Source organism: Sphingomonas sp. BL-S-29, from assembly GCF_055521495.1.
On the sequence record NZ_CM145482.1, the window covers coordinates 1,294,538 to 1,316,815 of the forward strand.

General features: G+C 67.7%; 28 protein-coding genes. 6 read left to right on the forward strand and 22 right to left on the reverse strand.

Features of this window, described 5'->3' with window-relative positions:
* Window positions 1–101 precede the first annotated feature (101 nt).
* From ACZ1I2_RS06140 to ACZ1I2_RS06200, 13 genes are all read right to left on the reverse strand, one after another.
* Window positions 102–623 carry a hypothetical protein gene (locus ACZ1I2_RS06140; RefSeq protein WP_465174757.1) on the reverse strand — a complete coding sequence of 174 codons (522 nt, stop codon included), beginning with the start codon at window positions 621–623 and terminating at the stop codon, window positions 102–104.
* Window positions 624–699: 76 nt separating this feature from the next.
* Window positions 700–1,584, reverse strand: coding sequence for a sulfotransferase domain-containing protein (locus tag ACZ1I2_RS06145; RefSeq protein WP_465174756.1), 885 nt, complete (start codon window positions 1,582–1,584; stop codon window positions 700–702).
* A 172-nt stretch (window positions 1,585–1,756) separates the two neighbouring features.
* A complete protein-coding gene (locus ACZ1I2_RS06150) occupies window positions 1,757–1,933 on the reverse strand; it encodes a hypothetical protein (protein WP_465174755.1) in 177 nt (58 codons plus the stop codon).
* Window positions 1,934–1,947: 14 nt separating this feature from the next.
* The gene (locus tag ACZ1I2_RS06155) at window positions 1,948–2,382 is read right to left on the reverse strand and encodes a Bbp16 family capsid cement protein (RefSeq protein ID WP_465174754.1); all 435 of its coding nucleotides are present in this window, start codon (window positions 2,380–2,382) and stop codon (window positions 1,948–1,950) included.
* A 146-nt stretch (window positions 2,383–2,528) separates the two neighbouring features.
* A complete protein-coding gene (locus ACZ1I2_RS06160) occupies window positions 2,529–3,551 on the reverse strand; it encodes a major capsid protein (protein ID WP_465170558.1) in 1,023 nt (340 codons plus the stop codon).
* 3 nt (window positions 3,552–3,554) lie between these two features.
* Entirely contained in the window at window positions 3,555–4,175 is a 621-nt protein-coding gene (locus ACZ1I2_RS06165) for a hypothetical protein (RefSeq protein ID WP_465174753.1), read from the reverse strand.
* Complete coding sequence (locus tag ACZ1I2_RS06170; RefSeq protein WP_465170556.1) at window positions 4,165–4,485, reverse strand: Bbp19 family protein; 321 nt, start codon at window positions 4,483–4,485, stop codon at window positions 4,165–4,167. The genes ACZ1I2_RS06165 and ACZ1I2_RS06170 overlap by 11 nt, the downstream gene beginning before the upstream one ends.
* 194 nt (window positions 4,486–4,679) lie before the next feature.
* Window positions 4,680–6,347, reverse strand: a complete 1,668-nt coding sequence (locus tag ACZ1I2_RS06175; RefSeq protein ID WP_465174752.1) for a portal protein — start codon at window positions 6,345–6,347, stop codon at window positions 4,680–4,682.
* A 2-nt stretch (window positions 6,348–6,349) separates the two neighbouring features.
* A complete protein-coding gene (locus tag ACZ1I2_RS06180) occupies window positions 6,350–6,541 on the reverse strand; it encodes a hypothetical protein (protein WP_465170554.1) in 192 nt (63 codons plus the stop codon).
* Window positions 6,542–6,671: 130 nt separating this feature from the next.
* On the reverse strand, window positions 6,672–8,252 hold the full coding sequence (locus ACZ1I2_RS06185) for an alkaline phosphatase D family protein (RefSeq protein WP_465174751.1): 1,581 nt from the start codon (window positions 8,250–8,252) through the stop codon (window positions 6,672–6,674).
* Between the two features lie 41 nt (window positions 8,253–8,293).
* On the reverse strand, window positions 8,294–8,908 hold the full coding sequence (locus tag ACZ1I2_RS06190; RefSeq protein ID WP_465174750.1) for a glutathione S-transferase: 615 nt from the start codon (window positions 8,906–8,908) through the stop codon (window positions 8,294–8,296).
* A complete protein-coding gene (locus ACZ1I2_RS06195; protein ID WP_465174749.1) occupies window positions 8,905–9,270 on the reverse strand; it encodes a reverse transcriptase-like protein in 366 nt (121 codons plus the stop codon). Before ACZ1I2_RS06195 ends, ACZ1I2_RS06190 begins: the two co-directional genes overlap by 4 nt.
* 54 nt (window positions 9,271–9,324) lie before the next feature.
* Window positions 9,325–11,055 (reverse strand): GGDEF domain-containing protein, encoded by a 1,731-nt coding sequence (locus tag ACZ1I2_RS06200; RefSeq protein WP_465174748.1) that lies wholly within the window; start codon window positions 11,053–11,055, stop codon window positions 9,325–9,327.
* A 390-nt stretch (window positions 11,056–11,445) separates the two neighbouring features.
* On the opposite strand from ACZ1I2_RS06200, the gene ACZ1I2_RS06205 reads away from it, so the two are divergent.
* Together ACZ1I2_RS06205 and ACZ1I2_RS06210 are read left to right on the forward strand one after the other, a co-directional pair.
* Window positions 11,446–12,456, forward strand: a complete 1,011-nt coding sequence (locus tag ACZ1I2_RS06205) for an alpha/beta fold hydrolase (protein ID WP_465181602.1) — start codon at window positions 11,446–11,448, stop codon at window positions 12,454–12,456.
* Between the two features lie 24 nt (window positions 12,457–12,480).
* The gene (locus ACZ1I2_RS06210) at window positions 12,481–12,630 is read left to right on the forward strand and encodes a hypothetical protein (RefSeq protein ID WP_465170548.1); all 150 of its coding nucleotides are present in this window, start codon (window positions 12,481–12,483) and stop codon (window positions 12,628–12,630) included.
* A gap of 19 nt (window positions 12,631–12,649) precedes the next feature.
* On the opposite strand, the gene ACZ1I2_RS06215 is transcribed toward ACZ1I2_RS06210, so the two are convergent.
* Together ACZ1I2_RS06215 and ACZ1I2_RS06220 are read right to left on the reverse strand one after the other, a co-directional pair.
* Complete coding sequence (locus ACZ1I2_RS06215; RefSeq protein ID WP_465174746.1) at window positions 12,650–13,525, reverse strand: OmpA family protein; 876 nt, start codon at window positions 13,523–13,525, stop codon at window positions 12,650–12,652.
* A gap of 45 nt (window positions 13,526–13,570) precedes the next feature.
* On the reverse strand, window positions 13,571–13,939 hold the full coding sequence (locus ACZ1I2_RS06220; RefSeq protein WP_465170546.1) for a hypothetical protein: 369 nt from the start codon (window positions 13,937–13,939) through the stop codon (window positions 13,571–13,573).
* 187 nt (window positions 13,940–14,126) lie between these two features.
* Between ACZ1I2_RS06220 and ACZ1I2_RS06225 the strand changes: the two genes are divergently transcribed.
* Entirely contained in the window at window positions 14,127–15,602 is a 1,476-nt protein-coding gene (locus ACZ1I2_RS06225) for an ATP-binding protein (RefSeq protein WP_465174745.1), read from the forward strand.
* A gap of 7 nt (window positions 15,603–15,609) precedes the next feature.
* Here the strand turns inward: ACZ1I2_RS06225 and ACZ1I2_RS06230 are convergent, their stop codons facing one another.
* The 4 genes from ACZ1I2_RS06230 to ACZ1I2_RS06245 all read right to left on the reverse strand — a co-directional run bounded on the left by ACZ1I2_RS06230 (window position 15,610) and on the right by ACZ1I2_RS06245 (window position 18,131).
* The gene (locus tag ACZ1I2_RS06230) at window positions 15,610–16,512 is read right to left on the reverse strand and encodes a hypothetical protein (RefSeq protein ID WP_465174744.1); all 903 of its coding nucleotides are present in this window, start codon (window positions 16,510–16,512) and stop codon (window positions 15,610–15,612) included.
* Between the two features lie 12 nt (window positions 16,513–16,524).
* Window positions 16,525–17,145, reverse strand: coding sequence for a TetR/AcrR family transcriptional regulator (locus ACZ1I2_RS06235; RefSeq protein ID WP_465174743.1), 621 nt, complete (start codon window positions 17,143–17,145; stop codon window positions 16,525–16,527).
* A 79-nt stretch (window positions 17,146–17,224) separates the two neighbouring features.
* Window positions 17,225–17,689 (reverse strand): DUF5991 domain-containing protein, encoded by a 465-nt coding sequence (locus ACZ1I2_RS06240; protein ID WP_465174742.1) that lies wholly within the window; start codon window positions 17,687–17,689, stop codon window positions 17,225–17,227.
* Window positions 17,690–17,741: 52 nt separating this feature from the next.
* A complete protein-coding gene (locus ACZ1I2_RS06245) occupies window positions 17,742–18,131 on the reverse strand; it encodes a hypothetical protein (RefSeq protein ID WP_465174741.1) in 390 nt (129 codons plus the stop codon).
* Window positions 18,132–18,391: 260 nt separating this feature from the next.
* Here ACZ1I2_RS06245 and ACZ1I2_RS06250 point away from each other — a divergent pair, with 260 nt between their 5' ends.
* Window positions 18,392–19,117, forward strand: coding sequence for a zinc-ribbon domain-containing protein (locus ACZ1I2_RS06250; protein WP_465174740.1), 726 nt, complete (start codon window positions 18,392–18,394; stop codon window positions 19,115–19,117).
* Between the two features lie 146 nt (window positions 19,118–19,263).
* Window positions 19,264–19,467, forward strand: coding sequence for a hypothetical protein (locus ACZ1I2_RS06255; RefSeq protein WP_465174739.1), 204 nt, complete (start codon window positions 19,264–19,266; stop codon window positions 19,465–19,467).
* Between the two features lie 28 nt (window positions 19,468–19,495).
* On the opposite strand, the gene ACZ1I2_RS06260 is transcribed toward ACZ1I2_RS06255, so the two are convergent.
* From ACZ1I2_RS06260 to ACZ1I2_RS06270, 3 genes are read right to left on the reverse strand one after another with little or no spacing between them, the layout of a single operon-like run.
* Window positions 19,496–19,954 carry a hypothetical protein gene (locus ACZ1I2_RS06260; protein ID WP_465174738.1) on the reverse strand — a complete coding sequence of 153 codons (459 nt, stop codon included), beginning with the start codon at window positions 19,952–19,954 and terminating at the stop codon, window positions 19,496–19,498.
* Between the two features lie 30 nt (window positions 19,955–19,984).
* Window positions 19,985–21,163, reverse strand: coding sequence for an alpha/beta hydrolase (locus tag ACZ1I2_RS06265; RefSeq protein ID WP_465174737.1), 1,179 nt, complete (start codon window positions 21,161–21,163; stop codon window positions 19,985–19,987).
* Window positions 21,164–21,181: 18 nt separating this feature from the next.
* Window positions 21,182–21,586: a winged helix-turn-helix transcriptional regulator gene (locus ACZ1I2_RS06270; RefSeq protein WP_465170537.1), complete on the reverse strand. Its 405-nt coding sequence runs from the start codon at window positions 21,584–21,586 to the stop codon at window positions 21,182–21,184.
* Between the two features lie 72 nt (window positions 21,587–21,658).
* Here ACZ1I2_RS06270 and ACZ1I2_RS06275 point away from each other — a divergent pair, with 72 nt between their 5' ends.
* A complete protein-coding gene (locus ACZ1I2_RS06275) occupies window positions 21,659–22,252 on the forward strand; it encodes an NADPH-dependent FMN reductase (protein WP_465170536.1) in 594 nt (197 codons plus the stop codon).
* Window positions 22,253–22,278 lie beyond the last annotated feature (26 nt).

Sequence of the window (22,278 nt, forward strand, 5' to 3'; positions counted from 1 at the left end):
TCAACCTCTCCTCGGTGGAGCCGGCTGTTATCCGCCGTGCCCTGCACGGCCGCATGAATGCACTTTTTGGGCGATTCTGCCAGTGGTGCCTTCGTCCGGCCTCAGGCGATCGGGCACATCCCGCCGCGCATCAGGGCGACGCCGTTGGAGAACCAGCGGCTGGAATCCTGCATCGTCGCGGTGTCGTGGTAACAGGCCTCGCCCGTCTTCGCCGCCGGATCGAACAGAAAGGCCCAGTTCCGCCCGCTGCAATCCTGCGCGTCGCATCCCGCCGCGACGACCTTCCCGCCCCGCGCATAGATCGGCTTTTCAGGTCCCCTGGATTCGCTGAAATGCGCGCGCGTCACATTGTCGTGCACGGCGTCGAGCAAGGCCTTGGAAACATCGGTGCGGTCGAAGAACAGCACGCCACCGACCGGATCATTGGGGAATTTGCCGATATAGGCCGTCGCCGAGGTCTCGGGCGTCTGGCCGGGCATCGGCGTCGCGGCGACATCGCCCGGCGGTACGAAGCCGGCGGCATTGGCGGGCGGCTCGTCCTTGCTTGCCGCGCCGCCGCAGCTCGCGAGCAGAAACAGGGGGAGGAAGAGGGGTACGATGCGGGCGGCAGGTCGGTTGCTCATGATCGGTCAACGCCCCGGCCCGCCCGTCGGGCCCCTGAAATCGCCCGACCCGCCCGTCGGGCCCGAGAATGGATCGTCAGACCGCGCGCACGCCGCCGGCCAGCCAGCGCGCGCAGATCGGACCAAGTTCGTCCACGCTGCGCGTCTCGTAATCGATCACGTCGCGCAGGCTGAGCGTATCGCGCCAGCGGCCATTGCAGCCCCTGTTGATGAAGGTCTCCGCCCCGCCGTCCCAGAAGATGCCGCTCAGCGGCGCGGCCTTGGTCGCGTTCGCCTTCATCCATGGGAAAGTGCAATGCTCGACCATCGACGGGAAGTGCGCGGGATTGATCCGGATATCGAGAAAGTCGGCGATGCGCCGCATTTCGCCCGTCAGGTCGCGCTTCAGATCCTCGAAATGGACCAGCATCACATTGGGCTGGTCCTTGATCGCCCACCAGCCGCGCAGATTCTCCCAGAACGGCCAGAAAGGTTCGCCGTCATGGTCGAGCCAGGTGCGGAAATACTGGCGCATATCCGGGTCGGCGCGCTGGATCGGCGGCCCGACCCGCCCGGGCGTGTCGTTGAGCGCCGCGAACCACGCGGCATTGGCCCTGGCATGATGGTTGTGCATGCTCCAGATCACGTCGCGGCCGTCGCGCGCCACATAGAGATATTTGGCGCGCGGGCTGAACACGAGCGCGTCGACCGGCAGGTGCGTCTTGAGGAAGCGCCGATGCTGCTGTGCCTCGACTGCCTCCAGCTTCGCCTCCTTGGGCGGCACGCGCAGGTCCAGCCAGGGCGACAGGTCCGATACGCTCACCTCCGGATCGCCGGCGAAGATCAGCTGCCCGACGATCTGCTGCATCCAGGTGCTGCCGGACTTGCCATAGCTTGCGATGACCACGTCGTCGTCGCGGAACGCGAAGTCGTTCCAGATCGTGGAATCGAAATGATGGTTGTGGAACTCGCGTGTCTTCATGGGCGCGCGAGGGGCGAGTTGCGTTGCCATGGGTGCTCCGGCTGCAAAAGAAGTCGCGTCCGGGTGCGGGAAATGGCGGGTGTCGACAATGTCGTTGCGCTCAAGAATCGACCAAGCGACCAGCGCGTATTTCGTCGCGGGAACGGCCTGGATCACCGTCCCCGCGACAGGCTCACTGCGTGTTTTCCTCGCGCTCGGCTTTCGCCGCGCCGGCGTATTTCTTCGCCGGGCTCACCAGCTCCCAGGCGGCGCCCGGCGGCGCATCGGTGGTGAAGGGCTGGCCAGGCCGGTAGAGTTCGCCGCCGGTATAGACGATGTGCGGCGCGATATAGGTAGGGGGCTGCTTCATGGTCGGTGCTCCGGTCATGGGTTGGTCTGGTTGCCCGCGGTCACCCCGGCGGTGATCTTGCCCAGCGTCGGCGCGGTGCCCACGACCGTGTATTTGAGCCGCAGATAGCGCTCGTCGGTACCGACCGGCAGCTCGTCGGGAAGCAACAGGGTCGCGCCGACCGCCAGCTGCGCCAGCGTATAGGCGGGCGAGGTCCATACCGTCTTGGGCGTGGCGAAGCCGACATTGTCGTCGGTCTCGATGCCGATGCTGAGCGAGGTCAGATTGTTGAAGCTTTCGACCACGCTCGCGCGGATCGAGACCTCCTTGCCCTTGCCGACATCGCGGGTGATGGCCGCGGCGGCACCGAACACGGTGCCGGTCGTGCCGAGATCGATGATGTTGGTCGAGGCCGCCGTGGCGGTCACCGCCTGGGCATTCGAGAACAGGGTGCTTGCGTCGTAGATCATGGTTATTCTCCTGAATGGCGTGGTTCGTGGCTTTATCGGCATCCCTCCTCCCGTTTGGGCTGAGCCTGTCGAAGCCCTGCTCTTCTCGTCGGAAGGAAGGGCAGTCCTTCGACAAGCTCAGGACGAACGGAGGAAAGCGGTGCGCATCAGGAAACTACGCTCTCCGCATTGTTCAGCGCATCGGTCTCGCGGATCGGCATGCCGCGGTACGACAGCACTTCCTCGCCCTGCAGCTCCATCGGCTTGAGCATCAGCGCGCCGTTCGACGCATTGGTGCCGGCCGCGTCGAGCGCCTGCAGCATGTCGCGGTTCATGTAGATGACGGTGCGGCCCTGCGCCGCGACGTTCGACGCCATCTTGGCCGCGCGTCGGCCCTGCAACTTGTAGCAGGCCTGGCGCATGAGGCCGTAAAGGTCGACCGATCCGGCGGCCACGTTCGACACGTCGATGTTCGCGATGCGCGCATTGTAGCGCCAATCGCGCACCGCCACGCCGATATGCTGGCGGAACAGCTCCTCCTTCACATAATAGATATTGCCGTTGCCGTCGCTCGTGCGCTGCTCGCCCTTGTCTTCGCGCGTCACGCCGGCCTTGGTGCCCTTGGGGTGGATCAGCGTGGTATAGTCGTCGCCCCAGGTCACGAACCAGATCGAGGTATTGTCCGAACCGACACCGCCGCCATTGATGATCTGGCCGCCCGCGCCGCCGCCGCCGAGCGCCGAATAGCGCGCGGCCAGGCCCTTGAACCGCTCCGGGGTGGTCGTGGTGTTGTGGTAGAAGAAGCCGCGCGACACCTCCTGCGCCATCGCCTCGAGATAGGCGCGGCCTTCGGACAGGCGCACGCCGCCCGGATTGTCGGAGATTTCGAGCAGCCGGGTGTCGACGGTCGACAGACCCTCGACGAAGCCGGTGGTATCGTCGACCTGCTGGGTCGTCGACTTGGACTGGGGGATGCCCTGGTAGAGGCGCCCCCAGGCCACATCGGGCAGGCCGGTGCGGATGGTGTGGCGGTGGACGGTGCCCATGTTGCAGGGTGCCGTCACCGCGTCCTCCATGATCGGGTTGAGCTGCCGCAGCACCTCGACCACTTCGCCGAGCTGGCCGTCGGCGCCGCCGGCGCCCTTGTAGAGATCGATCAGGTTGAGGAATGAATTGCCGATGGTCGCCATGTCTTACCCTCCTTTGGGTGTGTCTTCGGGGTAGAGCGTCTCCGCCCTGTCTCGCTTCGAATGATGGATGCCCGACGAGCGTTCGAAGCCGTCCTCGCCGATGGCCTTGCCGACCCGCTGAAAGGCGCGGATCATCTCGGGGTGGTTGCCGAGGCCACTCTCGTCGAGCAGCGTGCGGAACGCGCTGCCCTTGCCGAAGCCGAGCGCGTCGAGCGCCTTGGCCGCGGTGCCGATCGTCGTCGACCAGTGCGGACCGCCGATCTCCGGATCGTTGCGCGCGCTGTCGAGCCAGGCCTTGCGTTCGGCCTGGACCTGGCCGAGCACCTGGCGCTGGTGCCGGTCGAGCAGCCCTTGCGCGAACTGCCCCGCCACCGGCATCAGCTTGTTGGCCTGTTCGTTGGACAGGCCGAGGTCGCGGAACACCGGCGTCGCCAGTTCGATCGCCACCGGGTCGAGGGTCAGGCCCTCGGGCGCGGTGAGCTGATACTGGTCGGGAATGCCGGCATCGGCGTCGGGCGTTTCGCCGTCATCCTCTTCCGGAAGGGTTTCCCCGCCCTCGGCAAGATCCTCGCCAAGCGCTGAAGGTTCGAAATCGTCGAAGCCGTTTTCCGCCTCAGGCGGCATCGTCTCCGAGTTCTGCGTAGATGTTTCGTGGTTCAAGGACATTCTCCTTGCGCATCGAATGCGCCAGTTCGTGCAATGTTTGAATCAAGGTCGCCGCGGGGATTCCGTCGGGCAGGGCGACCGGCTGCGCGGCGTCGAAATCACGCAGAATCTCGAGCGCGAGGCTGCGCCGGCCCTCGAGATACAGGTGCCGCCCGTCAGCGACATTCGCGGTGGTGTCGAACACCCCGGCGCGCTGCACGAGCGACAGCAGGAACCGCCGAAACGGCGCGCTTTCGAGCAGGATGAGCTTGTCGGTCTTTTCGATCATGGGGAGCGCTCGCTTTTCTCCCTCTCCCCCTGTGGGAGAGGGAAGGGTGAGGGGCAGTGCGGTTCGACACTTCTCAACCCCCAGCCGTCACCCCGGACTTGTTCCGGGGTCCATGGTGCCGCCAGAGCCTCGGGTGGTGGTGCGTGCGGACCGGTGGACCCCGGAACAAGTCCGGGGTGACGAGGTCTTTGGTGCTACTGCCCGGGCCCAGGCCCAGCCGGCCCAGCCTGTGCGCCCATCTGCCCCAGCATCTGCATCGCCGCCGCGCCGTCCTTGGCCGGCCCGGCCATCGCGGCCATCTTCGCCATCTGCGCTTCCTGCTCGCGGCCCTGGCGCAGCGTGCCGGCGTCCTCGACCGAACGGATGATCCGGGGCGGCGCCCCGGCGCGATCGGCATAGTCGTCGACGATCGCATCGACATCGAGCCGGTCCGCCGCCTCGGGGAAGCGCCCCGCCAGATTGCCCACGAATGCCACCGTCCGCTCGATCTGGCCGAGCCCGACCATTCGCTGCATCTGGGCGAGGATCGACACGAAATCGACCTTCACTGCCTGCCCCTGGAGATGCTCGGGCGCCGGCGGCAGCAGACCCCGCCTCGACATGATGCCGAAGGTCCGGTCGATCGCCACCTCGAGCTTCTCGTTGTTGACGCGCTCGATCACCGGGCCGAGCTGAGTCAGCTTCTCCTCGTTGCGGCTGGCGATCTCCTCGACATTGCGCGGCTGGATGCCGTCCATGTTGGTGATCGCCATGAACAGGTCGGCATAGGTCAGCCGGTCGATCGCTTCGGTACAGCGCATGACGTCCTCATTGATCGCGCCGATCGCCGACGGGTTGATCGTGTAGGGCACGATCACCCCCGCCGCATCGATCGCACTGGCGGACACGATATTGCCTGCCCTGCCGGTCAGCTTGACCGTCGCCGGCACGATCTTCTCCGGGCTGATCAGGAACTCGGTCGCCTGGGTCTTGCGCCTGGTCTGGAGCTGAAGCTCGCGCATGTCGGGCAGGGCGTCGAAGCCGGGCGACGTGCCATAGGTATCACCCCCGATCGTGTCCCAGCGCGGTGCCCAGAAGGGTTGCTCCTCATAACCGGAAACGCGCAGCACCCGATCGGCGCGTCCGTCATTCTCGTCCCAATAGACTGATCGCCAGGGCTTGCCGCGCGCGGTCATCACGCCCGGCACCCGCTCGTCATTCGGTTCGATCGCCTGGACTACCGGAATCTGCTCGTCATACCGGCCATTGGCGTGGCAATTGCGCACGAAATCGCTGGCATGCTCCAGTCCGAAGGACTGGACGAGCTGATGCACCGACATGGAGCAGCGGCGATACAGCGTATCCGGCACCATCGCGTCGCTCAGCGCAATCCAGTACTCGCCCGCGGTCAGCGCATGGCACACCGCGCCCTCGCGGTCATGCTCGACCATCACGCAGGCGTCCGTGCCGAACAGCCCCATCTCGGCATAGCCGGCCTTCACCGCGCCGTAGAAATTGGTGCCGGCGAGGAAGCCGTACATCCGCCGCTCGACCTCGCTCAGCCAGTTTTTCACCGCGCCGTCTCCGGCGAGGTCGGTGTCGAACGGCGTCAGCCGGAACCATGGCCGGGACGGCGAGGAAAGCCCGCTCGTCATACCGCCGGTCAGGGTGCGAAAGCTCAGGATCGGGTGTCCGTTGAAGATGGCGGCATTGGTTCGCCTGAAATTGCGATTGTTTTCCGAGACGAGAAACCGCGAGCGCGAAGGCTGCGCGCATCTCGCGATGTCCGCCCATTCTGCCTCATAGGGCTGGCGCGCCGCCTTCAGCGCGGAAAGGCGCCGGTTGCAGCGTTCCTTCACGGAGCGGAGGAGGGCAGGGGCCATCATCAGCCTCCCAACACCGTCGTGGTCGACGGTCCCGATCCCTGGCCGAGCATGCCCTGGAACACCGACGCCATCATCGCGCGTCGTCGGCGAACATCATCCTCGACGCGCGGCGCGGTGGCGCCGCCATCGGGCAGTTTGAGCGCCTGGCGCTCGGGAATGGTTTGCGGCTTGGGGGGCTTGGGCGTGCACATGCAGTGCGGAATAGGGGAGGTGGGACAAGGTTTGAATCGACGCCCCGCCGTCTTCGGGCGAGCCCTCCGAGCCAGGCGCGTGCTTACGGCGCACGCGTGTCTTCCTCCCGACGCAGGGCGCCTTTGGCCCTTATGACAGGGAGCTGTGAAGCCCGGGCTGGCGCGGGTCGAGCGCGAAGCGGGCAATGTCCCTGATCGCCGAATCCTCCCTGCGGCTGTCGGTCAGGCCGCGAAAGGTCACGCTGCCGCCGGTCGGCGTCAGCTCGACCCGGCCATAGCCGCGCACCTCATTCTCGGTGAAGCCGATGCCGTTCTCGCCGGCCAGCGCCTTCAGGCTCGGGTCGTGCATCAGCGAGGTGATCGATCCACCGACGAACTCGGCCGAGATCGGCGGACCGTCGGGCTTGGCCGGATCGCGGATCTCGGCGGCGGCAAAGGCGTGGATGTCACCGCCCAGCGCCAGCGGATTACTGGTGCCCGCCTCGACCCAGCGCCGGAAGATGCGGTCGCGCGCCGCGGGAAAGCCCGACCAGGTATCGGCCGGATATTGGCGGCCGCGTTCGGGATGGTCCTCGTCGATCCGCGCCTGCTGATGCATCAGTGTCTGCTGGGCGAGGATGTTCCAGGTCGCGCGGGTGGTGCCCAGCCGGTCGTCGAGCCAGCGCTCCTGGCGGCGGCCCAGCATCGAGCGGTCCGGATTGGCCAGTTCGGGACAGGCGGTGACCAGGCTCAGATATTGCTGGTGCGCCTCTGCCAGGCCGGGCGGCTGGCAGGCGGGCAGGCCGCGATATTGTCGGTCGTCGAGGATCTGGAACTGGGCGAGACGGCCCCAGTCGAGCGTGCGATACAGCTGCATGTCCGGCCCGTGCGGGCGCGTCGCGGCGCGTAGCGGCTGGTGCTCGTAATAAGCCTGATAGGCGGCGGCGCGGCGGAGCAGGACCCTGGCGGGGTCGCTGTTGTTGGCGTCGCGCGCGTTGCCATAATCGTTGGACACCTCATGGTCGTCCCAGGTCAGTACCCAGGGTGCCGCCTGGTGCGCAGCCTGCAGCAGCGGGTCGAGCTTGTAGGTGGCGTAACGCACCCGATATCCGGCCAGGTCTTCCGGTTCCGCATTGCGGTGGAGCCGCACCGCGTCCTTCTTGTTGGGCGCGCCTTCATAGATATAGTCGCCCAGGAACAGGATCAGGTCGGGATCCTCGTCGATCATGTGGCGATAGGCGGCATAGAACCCCGCCTCATATTTCTGGCAGGACCCGAAACAGAGGCGCAACCGGTCCACCGCCGCGCCGGGCGCAGGCGCAGTGCTGGTGCGCCCGACCGCACTCTTCTCGCCGCCGGCGATGAAGCGGTAGAAATAGCGCGAGGCCGGGCGCAGGCCGGTCACCTCGACATGCATGGCATGGCCCCAGATCGGCTCGGCGCGGGCCGTGCCGGACCGCACGATGCGGGCGAACGCTTCGTCCTCGGCGACTTCCCAGCGCACCGGCACCGCGACCGGCGGCATCCCGCCATCGCCGGCCATCGGTTCCGGGGCCAGACGCGTCCACAAGACGATACCATCGGCGGCAGGATCGCCCGAAGCGATGCCGAGCGAGAACAGACCCTGCGGCAGGCGCTGCGCCCCGCGCGCGCCGACCGAGATCAGCGCGGCCGATCCGCCCGCCCCGGCAAGAACCGCGCGGCGGGTGAGGCTGGTGTAGTTCTTGATCATGCTCGCCCTATCGGACCCTCATGTTGCGAAGCTGTGACACTTCATGACCAGATGACCGGCGCGTCGCCGGGCGTCCAGGCTTTCAGTCGCACCATCGCCCGCTCGAACAGCGCTGAGCTGGTGTGCCGTTCCAGCCAGTCCCGCACGCGCGGGATCGCCTGCGCGTCGAACCAGGCCCGGTCGACCGAGGCGAATTGCCGCACGAACGGGAAGATCGCGATATCGGCCAATGACCGCGCCTCGCCGCACAGGCTCCCGGCCGGGGCCAGCCGCTCCTCCAGCTCGTGCAGTATGCTCAGTCCGGCGAGACGATGCCGGATCGGGTCGGCCTTGTGCCGGTCGGCATATTTGTACCGATCGAGATGATGCTTGAACTGTTCGTCAAAGCTGCCGATCAGCGCGGCATCGTCCCCGGCCAGCCAATCCTCCGGATCGGCGCGTCCAAGTGCCCACCGCATGATATCGATGCTTTCGTCGATCACCTGCCCATCGGCCAGGACAAGCACCGGCACGGTTGCCTTGGGTGAGGCCGCGATCATCGCCGCCGGCTTGTCCCGCAGCACGATCTCGCGAATCTCGAAAGACGCCCCGCTCGCCAGCAACGCCATGCGCGCCCGCATCGCATAGGGGCAGCGGCGGAAACTGTAGAGGATCATGCGTGCAGCCGGGCGAGTGCGATGCCGGCGAGATTCTGCGACCGCTTGATATGCCGGATGCGCGGCGCCGCGGGGGCAAGGCTGCGAAACGCGTCGAGATGGCCGATATGGGCGCCCCGGCATTTCGCGTCTCCATTGGCCTGGCTCACCACCGCGAGCGAATCGCCGAGGAATTGCGGGTCAGCCAGGCCAAGCTCCCGCGCCAGGCGCACCGCGTGGATCAGGGCAAGCCATTCGGCCTCCATGCCCGTGCCCGGCCCGAGATCGCGCTGGATATGCGCCCTGCCGCCGATCACGACCGCGGTTTCCATGCCGCCCGGCCGGCATCCGCCGTCGAAGAAGATTTTCACACGCGATGGCATGACGGGGATTTAGCGGCGAATGGGCCGCGCGGTATAGGCGTTGGCGCGGTCGCCCTAATAAGGCGCCCGCAGCACGCCTGGTGTCTTGGGCGCGTCGGTCGGCATCGCCGTGAAGCGGCGTACCACCACCCGGTCGCGGCCCTGCTGTTTCGCGGCATATAAACCCCGGTCCGCCAGCCGGAAGAGCTGCTGAAAATCGCCCGGCGCCTGGGTTTCCGCGACGCCGATGCTGGCCGTCACGATGCGATCGCCGATCGCCCCGCCATGGTCGCATGCCGCGATCTCCAGCCGCACGCCGTCAGCGAAACAGGCGAGCGCGAACCCCTCGATCCCCGCGATCATCAGGCCGAACTCCTCGCCGCCCAGCCGGGCCACCGCGCACATCGGCCCTTCCCAGCGTTCGAGCCGCTCGGCGATGCAGCGCAGCACCCTGTCGCCCGACTCATGGCCATGGGCGTCGTTGACTGACTTGAACCGGTCGATGTCGATCAGCAGCAGGGCGACCGGCATCATATCCGCCCGCGCCTGTTCGAGCAGCGGTTCGATCGTCTCGAGGAATCCGCGCCGGTTGCGCAGGCCGGTCAATGGATCGCGCCGCGCCAGCTCGTTCGCCAGCGCTTCCGCGGCACGCGCATGGTCGCGCTCGATGCGGAAATGGGCGAACCGCCGGCTCGCGGCCAGCGACAGCCACAATGTCTGCCATGCCGCGGCGAGCAGCACGATGATCTTCGAACCGCCACCCCAGAAGGCGTCCTCGACATTCACGAACTGGATAAAGGCAAGGGTCGCCATCGGCAGCGCCCATGCCCAGGCAAAGTCGCGCGCCTCACGGCTGCCGCGCCGCCAGGCCCAGGACAGACAGGCCGTGACGAGCACCAGATCGACCAGGATGAGCACGTCCATGACGTTCCCGAACAGGTCGATCGCCGCGCTGCGGATAAGGGCAAGCGGCACGCCGAGCACACCGACGGCGACACCAAGCGCCAGCGTCGATCGTCCCGCCCAGCGCGGCAGGGCGCGATCGTCGAACGAGGTGACGACCGTCGCCGTCGCCAGGGTCAACGCCAGGCAGGCGAGGAACGTGCAGATCTGCGCGGAGACCGTGCCGGCCATGCCGGGGACCGCGATAAGATGCATCTCCGACCAGATCAGTCCCCAGAGCAGCATGCACCCCGCCCAGGCGCCCTGCCAGGCGAGGAACTGCCGCCGCACGGCGAGCGCAAGCGACAGATTGTAGATCATGCCGATCAGCAACAGCGTCAGCGCCGCGCCGATCACCGCGCCCAGCGCGGCGGACTGGACGCCGCTATCGCCGCGTTTCAGCAGGCGAATGCGCAGCAGATGGTGGCTGGCGAGCTTGTCGAACCGCATCGTCACCGCGACGAGCGGCGCGTTCCGCACCGGCGCCTCGAAGGCGATCTGCCCACCCGCGCGCCAGTGCGATCCATAATCGCCGCTGCGCACCTGCTGCCATTGCGCGGCGCCGTCGGCATAGGAGAACAGGACGGCGAGCCGGTCGAAACGGGATTGATGGACCATCAAGACCATGTCGTTGCGATCGTCCGGCAGGCGGGTGAGGTCGGCGCGCAGCCACAGGCTCTCATCCTGATAGCCGGCCGGCGCCCCGTCACAGGCGAAACGCAGCGACGATAGCCCGTCATCGGCCAGGCGTTGCGCGGAGACGGCGTGGCACAGCGGGGCGTTGAGCTTCAATGTCTCGGCGCTGGCCGGAATCGACCAGCACGCGACGACCATGGCGGCCAGCGCAAACCGCAGCCGGGCCATTGCCCGATATGCTTCCCCCATCCCCATCATGGTTTACGCTATGCACCGATCCGGTGTTAAAAGTCTTACTTCTACCGTGTCTTGACGGGGAGCGGGGATAAAAAAGGCCGCCCTTTTCGGGGCGGCCTTTCCATTGTCAGCCGGTCACGGCTGGAAATCAGGCGCGCGACGCCCCCGCGCTGGAGGCCATGCTCACATGATTCGCCGTGGCCGGCTTACGACAATGAGACATCAGACCACCTCCTTTCCGTTGTTGAACAGTGATTTGTATATGGGCGCGGTATATTCCGGATCAAGGTGGGCGCGCGCGAACGGCGCGGGGATTCGCTGGTTCCCGAAGGGCCCGCCGCACGTGACAGCGCCGGGCGGCTGTGAAAGGATGGTGCGGCCATGAAGCGCCAGGAGAGTCATCATGTCGATCGGCCGATGCCCGGGCGCAATGCGCCAATGATAGCCGCCGCCGTCGCGGCGGGCGCGGCGGCCCTGGTCGGCGGGCTCGCGCTGTTCTCGCGTGCCGCCATGCGCCGCATCGAGCGCGACGTGCCGCCCGACGGCCAGTTCGTCACCATCGACGGGGTGCGCCTGCATTATGCCGATCGTGGCCATGGCCCGGCCATCGTGATGATTCACGGGCTCGGCGGGCAGATGCGCAATTTCGGCTATGCCCTGGCTGACCGACTCGTCGCCGATCACCGCGTGATTCTCGTTGACCGTCCCGGCTCGGGCTATTCCGCCGCGGCGCCCTCGGCCGCCATCGCTGCCCAGGCCAGGCTGATCGCCGGACTGATCGACTCGCTCGACCTCGAATCGCCGCTGGTCGTTGGCCATTCGCTCGGCGGCGCGGTGGCGCTCGCTCTGGCGCTCGATCATCCCGACAAGGTCGGCGGCCTCGCCCTGATCGCCCCGCTGACTCAGCCACAGGACCAGGTGCCGGCGGCGTTCCGTGGTATCGCCATCGCGTCGCCCGCGCTGCGCCGCGCCGTCGCCTGGACGCTGGCCACGCCGGTGGGGCTATTATCGGGCAGCAGGGGCGCGGTGGCGGTATTCGCGCCTGAGCCGGTTCCGCCCGACTTCGCCACGCTCGGCGGCGGCCAGCTGGTGCTGCGTCCCGGCGCCTTCCACGCCGCCTCGACCGATCTCGCCGCCGCGCGCGCCGACATGGCGGCGCTGGCCGCGCGCTATGGCGATCTCGCCGTGCCGGTCGCGATTCTGTTTGGCAGGGACGACCGGATTCTCGACCCGGCGATCCACGGCGCCCGGATCGCGGCCGATGTTCCCCGAGTCGCGCTGACGATGATCGATGGCGGCCACATGATCCCGATCACCGCCGCGGAGGCCGTCGCGCTGTGGATCCGCGAGCGCGTCGGGTCGCGTTTGAGCCCGGCGTCGAGGATTCGTTAATCTCTTGCGGGTAGACTGCACGCTATGAAGTTCGTGCTCGCCGCCATTTTCATGCTCGTAATGGGCGATCTCGCGTTTGCGCATGGCGCCAACACGACCGCGGTGACGCAGGCAGCGCTCCGCTTCTTCCATTCCGCCGGGGAAGAAGGCCGCGCGTCGATCTTCTCGCGCTAACGGCCCTCTCCCTTGAGCGTTATTGCGGCGTAGCGGCCACTGCCTGGCCGAGCTGCTGCCCCACCAGGGTGATCTCGACACGGCGGTTCTGCTGGCGGCCCGGCGCCGTCTTGTTGTCGGCGACCGGCTGGCTTTCACCGTGCCCGACCGCTTCGATCCGTGCACCATCGACGCCCATGCCGCTCAGCGCGGTGCGCACCGCTGCGGCACGCGCCTGGGACAGCTGCTGGTTGGACGCGTCCGACCCTTGCGCATCGGTATGCCCGTCGATGCGGATCTTCACCGCGGTGTTGGTCTGCAGATATTGGGCGAGCGGCCGCAGCCGTGCTTCGGCACCGGGTTTCAGCTCGGCCTTGCCCGTCTCGAACACCACGTCCTGCAGTACCAGCGTCGCGCCCAAAGCGGTCTGCTTCAGCTGAAGATCCGCCAGCTGCTTGCGTGCGGCCTCGGCATCGGCCTGCGCCTTGGCCGCATCCGCCTGAGCCACGGCGGCATCCTGCTGCGCGCGGGCGGCATCGGCCCGCGCCTGCTCCGCCTGGGACTGGCTCTCGGCCAGCCGCTGCTGGTTCGCGACGGCGGCATTGGCCGCGCGGTCCTTGGCGATCGCGGTCTGCGCATTGGCGCGCGCGGCGGCGATCAGCGCATCGATCCGCACGATCGAGGCGCGCGCCCGCTCCGCCTTGTCCTTGTCGAGATCGTCGGCCAGCGCGGGCAGCGATGCCGTCGCCTCGTCAAGCTGGGCCGCGCCGTACCGGGCGACGAGCGGGTCGGCGCGCGCCGCCTCGATCTTGGCGCGGTACTGGTCGACCACGATGCGGTCGGTCTTGTCGGCAAAGGCCGGGGTGGCCACGGCCATCGCGGCACCGGCCATCAGCGTCATCATTAGGGTACGCATCACTCTGTCTCCTGAATCGGGATAAGCCTGAAAGCCCGCAAACGCTTATTGCGGTACGGGCGCCGGCGGCACGGGGGCCAGCGCGGTTTCCTGCGCATGCGCTTCGTCCTGCGCGGCCTGTTTCTGCTGAGTCGCGGCAGCCAGATCGGCCAGCGCGCTCGCCTCGGTCGCCGCCGCGATGGTCTTGTCTTCCTTGCTCAGGCTCCATTGCAGCCGGGCCTCGGCCAATGCTGCGCTCGCCCGTGCCTGGATGTCGGCCGCGCGGCCGTCCATCGGGGTCTTGTCGTTCATGCTGATCTTGGCCTCGGCGGCGGCGATCGTGGTTCGGGCGGTATCGCGCTTGCTGGCCAGCGCCGGCGAGGCCGACATCATGGCCGTCACGGCAAGCGCCGCGCCGATGATCTTCGCGTTCATGGCAACACTCCGTTTGTCGCCCCCGCGCTTCAGGCCGTCATAATAGTCGAGGCGGGCGGATGGTTCCGTTTGGAGGGCGGTCAGATCGGGATTGGTCGGTCGTGCAGGCGTCCTCTCCCGGGCCGGACGGGCGCGGCCCACCGCTAAGCACTTGCCCTGGCGCACTCCGATCCGCCAAGGGCAGCGCATGACGTTTCAGGTAGATATGGGCACGGACGGCTCGGGCAAATCGGTCCATGTCGATCTGGAGGAGCTGCTCGCCACGCGTCTGCTCGTCCAGGGCAATTCCGGCTCGGGAAAATCCTATCTGCTCCGCCGGCTGATGGAGCGCAGCGCCGGCCAGGTGCAGCAGATCGTGATCGATCCGGAAGGCGATTTCGTCACCCTCGCGCCGTACGGTCATGTGGCGATCGAGGCCGTCGATTATGCGGTGGGCGAGATCACCCGCTTCGCCGCGCGCTGCCGCGAGCATCGCACCTCCGTGGTGCTCAGCCTCGAGGGGCTTGAGATGGAAGGGCAGATGCGCTGCGCCGCCGCCTTTCTGAACGGCCTGTTCGATGCCCCGCGCGAACATTGGTACCCGGCATTGGTCGTGGTCGACGAAGCGCAGATCTTCGCCCCCGCCGGCGGCGCCGAGGTGAGCGAGGAAGTCCGCCGCGCCTCGCTCTCCGCCATGGCGAACCTGATGTCGCGCGGGCGCAAGCGCGGCCTTGCCGGCATCATTGCCACCCAGCGCCTCGCCAAGCTCAGCAAGAATGTCGCGGCCGAGGCGAGCAATTTCCTGATGGGCCGCACCTTTCTCGACATCGACATGGCGCGCGCCGCCGACCTGCTCGGCATGGAGCGCCGCCAGGCCGAATCGATCCGCGATCTCTCGCGCGGCACGTTCCTCGGCCTCGGCCCCGCGATTTCGCGCCGGCCGGTGATGGTGAAGATCGGCGCGGTGGAAACCAGCGCGCGCAGCTCCAGCCCGGTGCTGACGCCGCTGCCCCAGGCTCCGTCCGACGACATGATGACCTTCCTGCGCGACGGCATCGAGGAGCCGGCGAGCACCTTGTTCCCGTTGCTCCCGCCTGGCGTCTCGCCCGCGCCGCGTACGCCGCCCGCCGCCCAGCTGCTGCAGGATCTCGCCGCCACGCCGCCGCGCGAGCATGACAGCGCGCCGGAGCAATCGCCCGAGGAGCTGGAGGAGGTCACTGTCCAGGTGCTCCGCGCGATCATGGACGATCCCGAGGCGACGCTCCGCAGTGCCGCGGTGCTGTTCCAGGATTTCCAGGTCCGCTGCCGCATGGCCGGGGTGAAGCGCAGCCCGCTCGACCCGTCCGCCTTCGCCCGCCGCCTCGCCGCGGCGCGCGCGGGCATCTTCGACCGGCTCGACGGAGAATGGCAGCAGGCGCTGGAGCAGGCGGGCGACCTGCCCGACGACATGCTCGGCGCCTTCCTGCTCGTCGCCCGCGCCGCGCGCGAGGGCGAACCCTGCCCCAGCGACGAGGAGGTCGCGCGCACCTATGGCACCAGCTCGCTCGGCCGCGCGCGGCGGGTGATGAGCTATATCGAGGGCCGCAACATCTTCGTGACCCGGGTCGACCTGTCGGGGAAACGGTCGATCACTATCCCGGGGTTGGGCTGGACGACCGCCGCGACGGAGACCAGCGGAGCCTGACGCCCGGTCAGAACGGGAAACCGTTGAACGCGTCCAACGCCCCGGTTCCGGTCAGCCGCTTGCACAAGATCTCGAGCGGCCACAGCGCGAGGGCGATCCCGACACCTGACAGCAGGAATCCGATCAGGAACGGGGCAGCCGCCGGGTCTTCCCAGCTCGATCCGGCGATATCGATGCTCGCCGTCATGACGCCGATGAAGATGAGCAGCACCAGCACAACCTCGACGATGAGGAAAAGCAGCAGGAGAAGGTTTTTCACGAAGCCGCGAGGCGGCGATCGGTGACGCATGCGCTCCGCCTCGCGCCACTGCGCCGCCCGCTCCCGCTGCGCCGGTGTCAGGACGCGCTCGAACCGCCATTTCATGACGGCGACCGTGACACCGGCCACGATCGCGACGATCGAGAAGACGACGGCCGAACTCGGCGTTGCCGCCGTCTGCGTCGAGGCGGTCACGATCACCGCGAAGACGCCGAGAAGGATCGTCCCGTAACCCGGCCAGCGCGCGACATCCACGTCGCCGGGTGGACCGACCGGGCGGCGATTGACCAGCGCGCGCGCCGGCGCGCGGGTGGACCAGACATGGGATCGATACAGGGCCAGGCCAATGGCGGACACGATGATCGCCCCGATCCCCGCGCGAATCCAGGCGGCCCCCTCCGGGTCGAACCGTGCCGCGAGCAGCACCGCCGCCAGAATGCCGAGTGCCATGGCGGCAAGGTGCAGCAGCAGGGAGTGCCGGCCTGCCCGGACGAACATGTCGCGCTCGGCGACCGTCACCGGGATCGGCGCGCCCCACCCGTCGCGGCGATAATGATAGTCCTTTCCGGTCCAGTCGAATTGCGGGGCGATCCCGGCAAAGCGGTCGATCGGCCCGATCCCGGCCGGGCGAAGCGGTGCGGTGCGCGTCATGGCTCAACCTCTCTAGCTGTCGGGGGCAGTGCCCCGTTTCAACAATGCCGCCGCGATGCTCTCCCGCACGCGGGCGAGCGCGACGGCCTCCACATCCGTCTGTCCCATCGCCGCCCAGGATCCGGTGATCGCGAAGCTGCAATGGCCATGCACCGTGGCGACGAGCGACCGTGCCAGCGTGCCGATCGCTTCGTCGGGCGCACGGCCCAGCGCGGCGGCGACCTCGGCCACGACGATCCTCATCAGCCGGCCGCGCGTCTCGTGCTGCGCGGGGGTGATGGTCTCGGCGGCGGGCCGATGGTCGTAGATCGCGGCCCAGCGGCGGGGATTGTCGCGGGCGAAGCGGAAATAGGCCTCGACCAGCGCGGCGATCCGGTCGTCCTGCGCCCGCGCCTCGGCCAGGCTGGCCTCGAGCGTATCGGCCCATTCGGCGAAGGTGCGCGTGCTGATCGCGGTGACCAGCCCATCGACATTGCCGAATACATTGTGGATCGTGCCGATCGAATAGCCGATGCGCTTCGCCACCTCGCGCGCGGAGAAATCGGCGTACCCGACCTCCGCCATCAGCATCTCCCCGGCGCCGAGGATCAGTTCGTACAATTCTTCCCGGCTGTGATCGAAGCGTCGGCCCAAGGTCGGTTTCCCCCTTTGTCGATGGGCGGCAACGCCCGCCGGCGCGTGGCCGGCGGACGTCCCGCGTGGTGATGGTGGATCAGCCGGTGCGCCGGAACAACCGGCCACGGCGCGGCGTGGCGTCGCTCGACGGGCTCAGCGCCTGCAACTGGGTGACGATCCCGCCGCCCGCGCGCGTCATGGTGAACAGCGGCGCACCCAGGGCATAGCCGCCGCCACCCATATTGTCGGGGCCGAATTTGTAGAATTTGATGATCACGGAATTGCCCTGCGGCGTTGCGGTACACTGCATCTGCCGGTTGGTCTGATATCCCTCGCCGCGCAGCAGGCAACTGGTTGATCCGTTGCCCGGCCCGAGCGCCAGCGTGTAGATGACGAAGATGGCGATGCTGTCCGTCGGCGACGATCCGCCGACCCGGCCGAGCGGTTCCTCCCAGACATAGCGGCCATACCATTCGGGCAACGGCTTGGCCGCGGCGGCGGTCGGGGCCAGGGCGGCCAGGGCCAGGCCCAGCGCGACGGTGCTCTTGATCCTGTTCAACATGATTAGTCTCCCGTTTTCAGCAAGCGTATAACGTTCGAACCGCGTCCGGGGCTCAGTAGCTGTGGAGCGGCATGCGGCCGGTGAGCGGCGTCACGGCAAAGTCGGTGCCGCCGCGCGGCGACGGCCACAGCGCGATCTGGAAGCGCTGCTTGGCGGCACAGGCATTGACCGTCCACTCTTCGAAATGGCCGCCACGAGCGACCGCCGGCATGGTCGGCGCGACCGGCGCATAGCTGCGCGGCATCACCCGCATGTGCGCCGAAAAGACGAAGGAGCAGCCGCCGGTCGCCCTGGAATAGGCCGAGATCTGGCGGAGCACGTCGACGGCAAGCTGCGGGCTGGCGAGCGTGCGCCCAGTGGTCTTGATCGGATAGGCGGCGGCCGGTTGGCTGGCCATCGCGGTCATGGCGGCAATCGCGCCAAGGATGATGCTGGGCTTCATGGTCGTTCTCCTTTTCGGGCCGCCGACGGGCGGCCTTTCGCGGCGTCCTGTGCCACGGCCTTCAATTAATCACTGTTCAATTAACGTCAAATGAACGGTGATTAATTGAAGCTCGACTCATCGCCGCGAAGGGGCATTACGTCGCGTCCGGGGCGAATCGGCGATCCGCGGCGGGGGTGTCGCCGGTTCGTGCCGGGGAACGATCCGCGCCGGCCGTGCGTCGTGACAGCCATAACGGCGACACTGCGAGGAGAGCGACGATGGCCTTTTGCAGCCAATGCGGTTCCCAGCTTACCGATGGCGCGCGTTTCTGCGCCAAATGCGGCGCATCCACGGAAGACGCGTCCGCCACACCCTCGCACGCCGCCGGCTATGCCCGGCCCGAGCCGCTCGCGCCGACGGTCGCGCCGGCGAACGGCGGGGCACGGCTGATCCTGCCGCTCGTCATCGTGCTCGCCATATTGGTGATCGGCTATCTGCTATGGAGCCAGCGCGAGGGTACGCGCCCGATCGCCGGCAACGAACAGCAACAGGCGGCCGCGCCCGGCGCGGACGGCGCGTCCGATCGCGGGCAAGAAGCGGCAGACGGCGCGGTGGCCGACGGCCCGGTCCAGCCGGAGCGCGCGGTCGATGCCGCGCGCCGCGATGCCGATCGGCTGACCACGCCGCCGCCCTTCACCCCGACCTTCACCACTGCGGCGGCGCTGGATTCCGCCTTTTTCAGCAATCCGCGCGGCGCCGCGCTGCGCTATGACGGGCCGGTCCGCGTGTCGGGCATCATTGCGACGATGGTCACGCCCGGCCCGACCCTGGCACTGTCGCTGGAGGGGCGGTCGCGCTTCAACCACATGATCGTCAACTTTCCGCGCGGCTATCGCGAACGCCTTGCTCCCCTGGCGAAAGGCATGGCGATCACGGTCTCGTGCGGTGGCGTCCAGGCGCTGGCGGGCACCACGATTCTCAACGATTGCGCGTTGGAACCCTGAAACCCGCCTTGGCTCCCGGGCAGGGGTGGGCCCGGTGACGGGTTCCCGGGCACGCCATGACGCCTTTGTCATGCCGCCGTCACCGCCGGGGCGCTCGCTATGGCCTAGCGTCCTCAGCAGCCGACCAGATCGGCAGGAGGAATGTCATGATCCGCACGTCACTGTTCGCCATCGCCTCGCTCGCCCTGCTCTCCAGCACCCCCGCGCTTGCCGCGCCGTGCAAGGACGCGAAGGGCAAGTTCGTGAAATGCCCGACCGCCCATGCCGCCGCCGCCGGCGTGACCAAGGACGCCAAGGGCAAATGCCACTTCGCCTCCGGGCCGAAAAAGGGCCAGTTCACTAAGTGCTAGGGCGCAGATGAGCGCCTAGGTCCTTCGCCTATTTGCCGGGCGCCACTTTCCGGGGCGCGTCCTCGTCAACGATCAGTGTAGATGCCCGCCGCGCGACGGCGAGGCCGGCTGCGACGGCAGCAGACATATCGTCGTTCTTGAGGGCGCGTTCGAAGGCCTGATCGATCGCCTCGGCATCGCGGGCACTGCAAACCCGCATAGGAGGAGACCTGGCGATATCGACCGAATACCACTTCCCGATGCACGGCCCCTTGTCGTCCAGACATTGGGAAACGGGTGACGTCGGCATCAGTGCGTCCTTCGAATTCCCTATATCCTTGGTCAGCATGCTGATCCTGGCATCGAACGCGCGCCAGCATTGTGCTCGATCCGCTCTCTTGGCGTGTACTTCGCACAGGCAGGCCGCATCCGCTTCGGGTTGAAGGGCAGCGACAGTTTCTTCAGTGGTTGGTGGCGACGCCCGGCACGATCCCAAAAGCATGACCATGGCGAATATGGCTCGGCGGCGCGCCATCCCCTACTTCTTCACCGCGCACCGCGCGATGGCACGCTCGAGTCCCAGTCGGCTCGGCCCGCTCGCGCAATCGGGCGGGCTGGCGATGTGGAGCGTCATCACGCCCTTCTCCGCCGGCAGCGGCCTTGCGCCGGGCGCGAGCAACTGGCGCAGCACCGCCCGGCCTTCGGGCGTGTCGATATGGTTGCTATGGCCCAGCGGCCTGCCGGGAATGTCGGTCCCGTCGATCACGGTCAGCTCGCCCGGTGCGCCGCGCGGATCGGGATAGCAGCGCGGCTCGGCGATGAGCGGCCCCTTGCGCCGGCGCAGGCGGAAGGTGCAGCCGACATCGCCCGCGCGCGGATTGCCGTGCACGGCCCAGCTGCTGCGCAGCGGCAGGTCCTTGCCCGAGGCGAACAGGGCGACGCGCCGCCCCGGCCGCACCACGTCGGGCGCCATGTCGCGGTCGAACAGCTCCCGGTCGATATCGGGTGACGCAAGCACCAGGATCTTCACCCGCGCCGCGAGATCGGGCGCGCCGGGTTTCTGCGACAGCGACTGGAGATGGCGCAGCCCGTCGATCGCGATCTGGTTGCCCATCGAATGCGCCACCAGCACCAGCTCGGGTGCCTGCGCCGCGAGATCGGCCAGCACCGTATCGAAATAGGCCTGGGTCCAGCGCGCATTCTCCTCGTCCCAGGTATATTTCGCGATCGTATGCTGCGACGGCCAGAGGAACGCCACCACCGGCCCGTCGAAACGCGCGGCCATGGCGATCTGGTCGGCCTGCGACAGCGCCTCCGCCACGGTATTGTTGTACCCATGGACATAGAGCAGAATCCGACGCGGCGGCGCCTGGAGATCGCGCCGCAGCCTGTCATGCCAGGCCGCGTCGGCCGACAGCTTGAGATTGGGCAAGGTCGGCGTGCCCGGCGTGGCGAAACCATAGCGGATCGGCTCGATGGCCGGCGCGCCATAGGGGCGGAAGCTGCCCCGCTCGACCGACAGCGAAAGCGGCTGATCCGCCAGGCAGGCGGGCATGCCGGTGGCGACGAAATAGACTGGCCCCTGCGCGGTGGCGGGATCGGCGGTCTGGCCGGTGCAATCGCCCGCGACCGGGCCATAAGCGGGCGGCACGGTGATGCAGCCGGCCAGCGGCAGGGCGGCCAGGGCGAGCGCCAGGGTCAGGAGTCGTTTCATCATGGTGTCTTTCCCGCCCTACTACGCGCTGGCGCGCCGGATCGCATAGGCCGCCCGGGCCGCGTCCATGCGCGGCGTATTCACCATCACCCATTCGGCAAGCGCCCGGACCGGCACGAGAAACTCGCGGCCCAGATCGGTCAGCGCATATTCCACCTGGGGCGGCGTCACCGGCGTCACGGTCCGCGAGACGAAGCCATGTTCCTCCAGATCGCGCAGCGTCGAGGCGAGCATTTTCTGGCTGATCTCGCCGATCTCGCGCCGAAGCGCGTTGAACCGGCAGGGGCCTCTGCCCAGCACGCGCACGACCAGCATCGACCATTTGTCGCTGGTCCGCGCCAGCGTCCGGCTGATGTGCTCGCAGGCCGCGCCGTGTCCCGCATCGCAGGCCAGGGCGGTTTCCGCCGGGTTAGCTGGTATCGCCAAGGTGCCTCCTTCTCAGTAACGATCACTCTACGTAATCAGGTTACCTCAGGAAACCACCTACTGCGAGGTACCATGACTGCCAAGCCCCGGATCGCCCTCATCATCGGTTCGACGCGCCCGACGCGCTTTGCCGAGACGCCCGCGCAGTGGATGCTCAAACAGGCCCAGGCGCGCGACGACATCGAGGTCGAGCTGATCGACCTGCGCGACCATCCCATGCCCTTTTTCGACGAAGCCATGTCCAACCTCTGGGCGCCGAGCCAGAACCCCGAAGCGGTGCGCTGGCAGGAGACGATCGGGCGCTATGACGGCTATATCTTCGTGGTCGCCGAATATAACCACTCGCTCACCGGCGTGCTCAAGAACGCGCTCGACCAGGCGTACAAGGAATGGAACCGCAAGCCCTTCACCGCGATCGGCTATGGCGGCACCGGCGCCACCCGCGCGGTAGAGCATCTGCGCGGCATCGGCGTCGAGCTGCAGATGGTCTCGACCAAAAGCGCCGTCCATATCGGCGGCGGCGACTTCATCGCGATCCACCCCTATTTCGGCAAACAGCCGATCGAGGCGATCGAGGCCAACCTGATCCCGTCCGCCACCGCCGCGCTCGACGAGCTGGTCTGGTGGGCCAGGGCGACGATGGCGGCGCGCGCGGCCGACGCCTGAGGGGGCGGCCCGGCTCTTCCCCGCAA

What these genes read in the sequence shown, in the direction of transcription:
- ACZ1I2_RS06175 (WP_465174752.1), bottom strand. Translation starts at nt 6,347, where the DNA reads ATGGCCCCTGCCCTCCTCCGCTCCGTGAAGGAACGCTGCAACCGGCGC.
- ACZ1I2_RS06265 (WP_465174737.1), bottom strand. Translation starts at nt 21,163, where the DNA reads ATGATGAAACGACTCCTGACCCTGGCGCTCGCCCTGGCCGCCCTGCCG.
- ACZ1I2_RS06215 (WP_465174746.1), bottom strand. Translation starts at nt 13,525, where the DNA reads ATGCGTACCCTAATGATGACGCTGATGGCCGGTGCCGCGATGGCCGTG.
- ACZ1I2_RS06245 (WP_465174741.1), bottom strand. Translation starts at nt 18,131, where the DNA reads ATGAAGCCCAGCATCATCCTTGGCGCGATTGCCGCCATGACCGCGATG.
- ACZ1I2_RS06150 (WP_465174755.1), bottom strand. Translation starts at nt 1,933, where the DNA reads ATGAAGCAGCCCCCTACCTATATCGCGCCGCACATCGTCTATACCGGC.
- ACZ1I2_RS06275 (WP_465170536.1), top strand. Translation starts at nt 21,659, where the DNA reads ATGACTGCCAAGCCCCGGATCGCCCTCATCATCGGTTCGACGCGCCCG.
- ACZ1I2_RS06165 (WP_465174753.1), bottom strand. Translation starts at nt 4,175, where the DNA reads ATGCCGCCTGAGGCGGAAAACGGCTTCGACGATTTCGAACCTTCAGCG.
- ACZ1I2_RS06185 (WP_465174751.1), bottom strand. Translation starts at nt 8,252, where the DNA reads ATGATCAAGAACTACACCAGCCTCACCCGCCGCGCGGTTCTTGCCGGG.
- ACZ1I2_RS06190 (WP_465174750.1), bottom strand. Translation starts at nt 8,908, where the DNA reads ATGATCCTCTACAGTTTCCGCCGCTGCCCCTATGCGATGCGGGCGCGC.
- ACZ1I2_RS06205 (WP_465181602.1), top strand. Translation starts at nt 11,446, where the DNA reads ATGAAGCGCCAGGAGAGTCATCATGTCGATCGGCCGATGCCCGGGCGC.
- ACZ1I2_RS06230 (WP_465174744.1), bottom strand. Translation starts at nt 16,512, where the DNA reads ATGACGCGCACCGCACCGCTTCGCCCGGCCGGGATCGGGCCGATCGAC.
- ACZ1I2_RS06180 (WP_465170554.1), bottom strand. Translation starts at nt 6,541, where the DNA reads ATGTGCACGCCCAAGCCCCCCAAGCCGCAAACCATTCCCGAGCGCCAG.
- ACZ1I2_RS06220 (WP_465170546.1), bottom strand. Translation starts at nt 13,939, where the DNA reads ATGAACGCGAAGATCATCGGCGCGGCGCTTGCCGTGACGGCCATGATG.
- ACZ1I2_RS06250 (WP_465174740.1), top strand. Translation starts at nt 18,392, where the DNA reads ATGGCCTTTTGCAGCCAATGCGGTTCCCAGCTTACCGATGGCGCGCGT.
- ACZ1I2_RS06160 (WP_465170558.1), bottom strand. Translation starts at nt 3,551, where the DNA reads ATGGCGACCATCGGCAATTCATTCCTCAACCTGATCGATCTCTACAAG.
- ACZ1I2_RS06210 (WP_465170548.1), top strand. Translation starts at nt 12,481, where the DNA reads ATGAAGTTCGTGCTCGCCGCCATTTTCATGCTCGTAATGGGCGATCTC.
- ACZ1I2_RS06145 (WP_465174756.1), bottom strand. Translation starts at nt 1,584, where the DNA reads ATGAAGACACGCGAGTTCCACAACCATCATTTCGATTCCACGATCTGG.
- ACZ1I2_RS06200 (WP_465174748.1), bottom strand. Translation starts at nt 11,055, where the DNA reads ATGGCCCGGCTGCGGTTTGCGCTGGCCGCCATGGTCGTCGCGTGCTGG.
- ACZ1I2_RS06225 (WP_465174745.1), top strand. Translation starts at nt 14,127, where the DNA reads ATGACGTTTCAGGTAGATATGGGCACGGACGGCTCGGGCAAATCGGTC.
- ACZ1I2_RS06255 (WP_465174739.1), top strand. Translation starts at nt 19,264, where the DNA reads ATGATCCGCACGTCACTGTTCGCCATCGCCTCGCTCGCCCTGCTCTCC.
- ACZ1I2_RS06155 (WP_465174754.1), bottom strand. Translation starts at nt 2,382, where the DNA reads ATGATCTACGACGCAAGCACCCTGTTCTCGAATGCCCAGGCGGTGACC.
- ACZ1I2_RS06140 (WP_465174757.1), bottom strand. Translation starts at nt 623, where the DNA reads ATGAGCAACCGACCTGCCGCCCGCATCGTACCCCTCTTCCTCCCCCTG.
- ACZ1I2_RS06240 (WP_465174742.1), bottom strand. Translation starts at nt 17,689, where the DNA reads ATGTTGAACAGGATCAAGAGCACCGTCGCGCTGGGCCTGGCCCTGGCC.
- ACZ1I2_RS06195 (WP_465174749.1), bottom strand. Translation starts at nt 9,270, where the DNA reads ATGCCATCGCGTGTGAAAATCTTCTTCGACGGCGGATGCCGGCCGGGC.
- ACZ1I2_RS06170 (WP_465170556.1), bottom strand. Translation starts at nt 4,485, where the DNA reads ATGATCGAAAAGACCGACAAGCTCATCCTGCTCGAAAGCGCGCCGTTT.
- ACZ1I2_RS06260 (WP_465174738.1), bottom strand. Translation starts at nt 19,954, where the DNA reads ATGGTCATGCTTTTGGGATCGTGCCGGGCGTCGCCACCAACCACTGAA.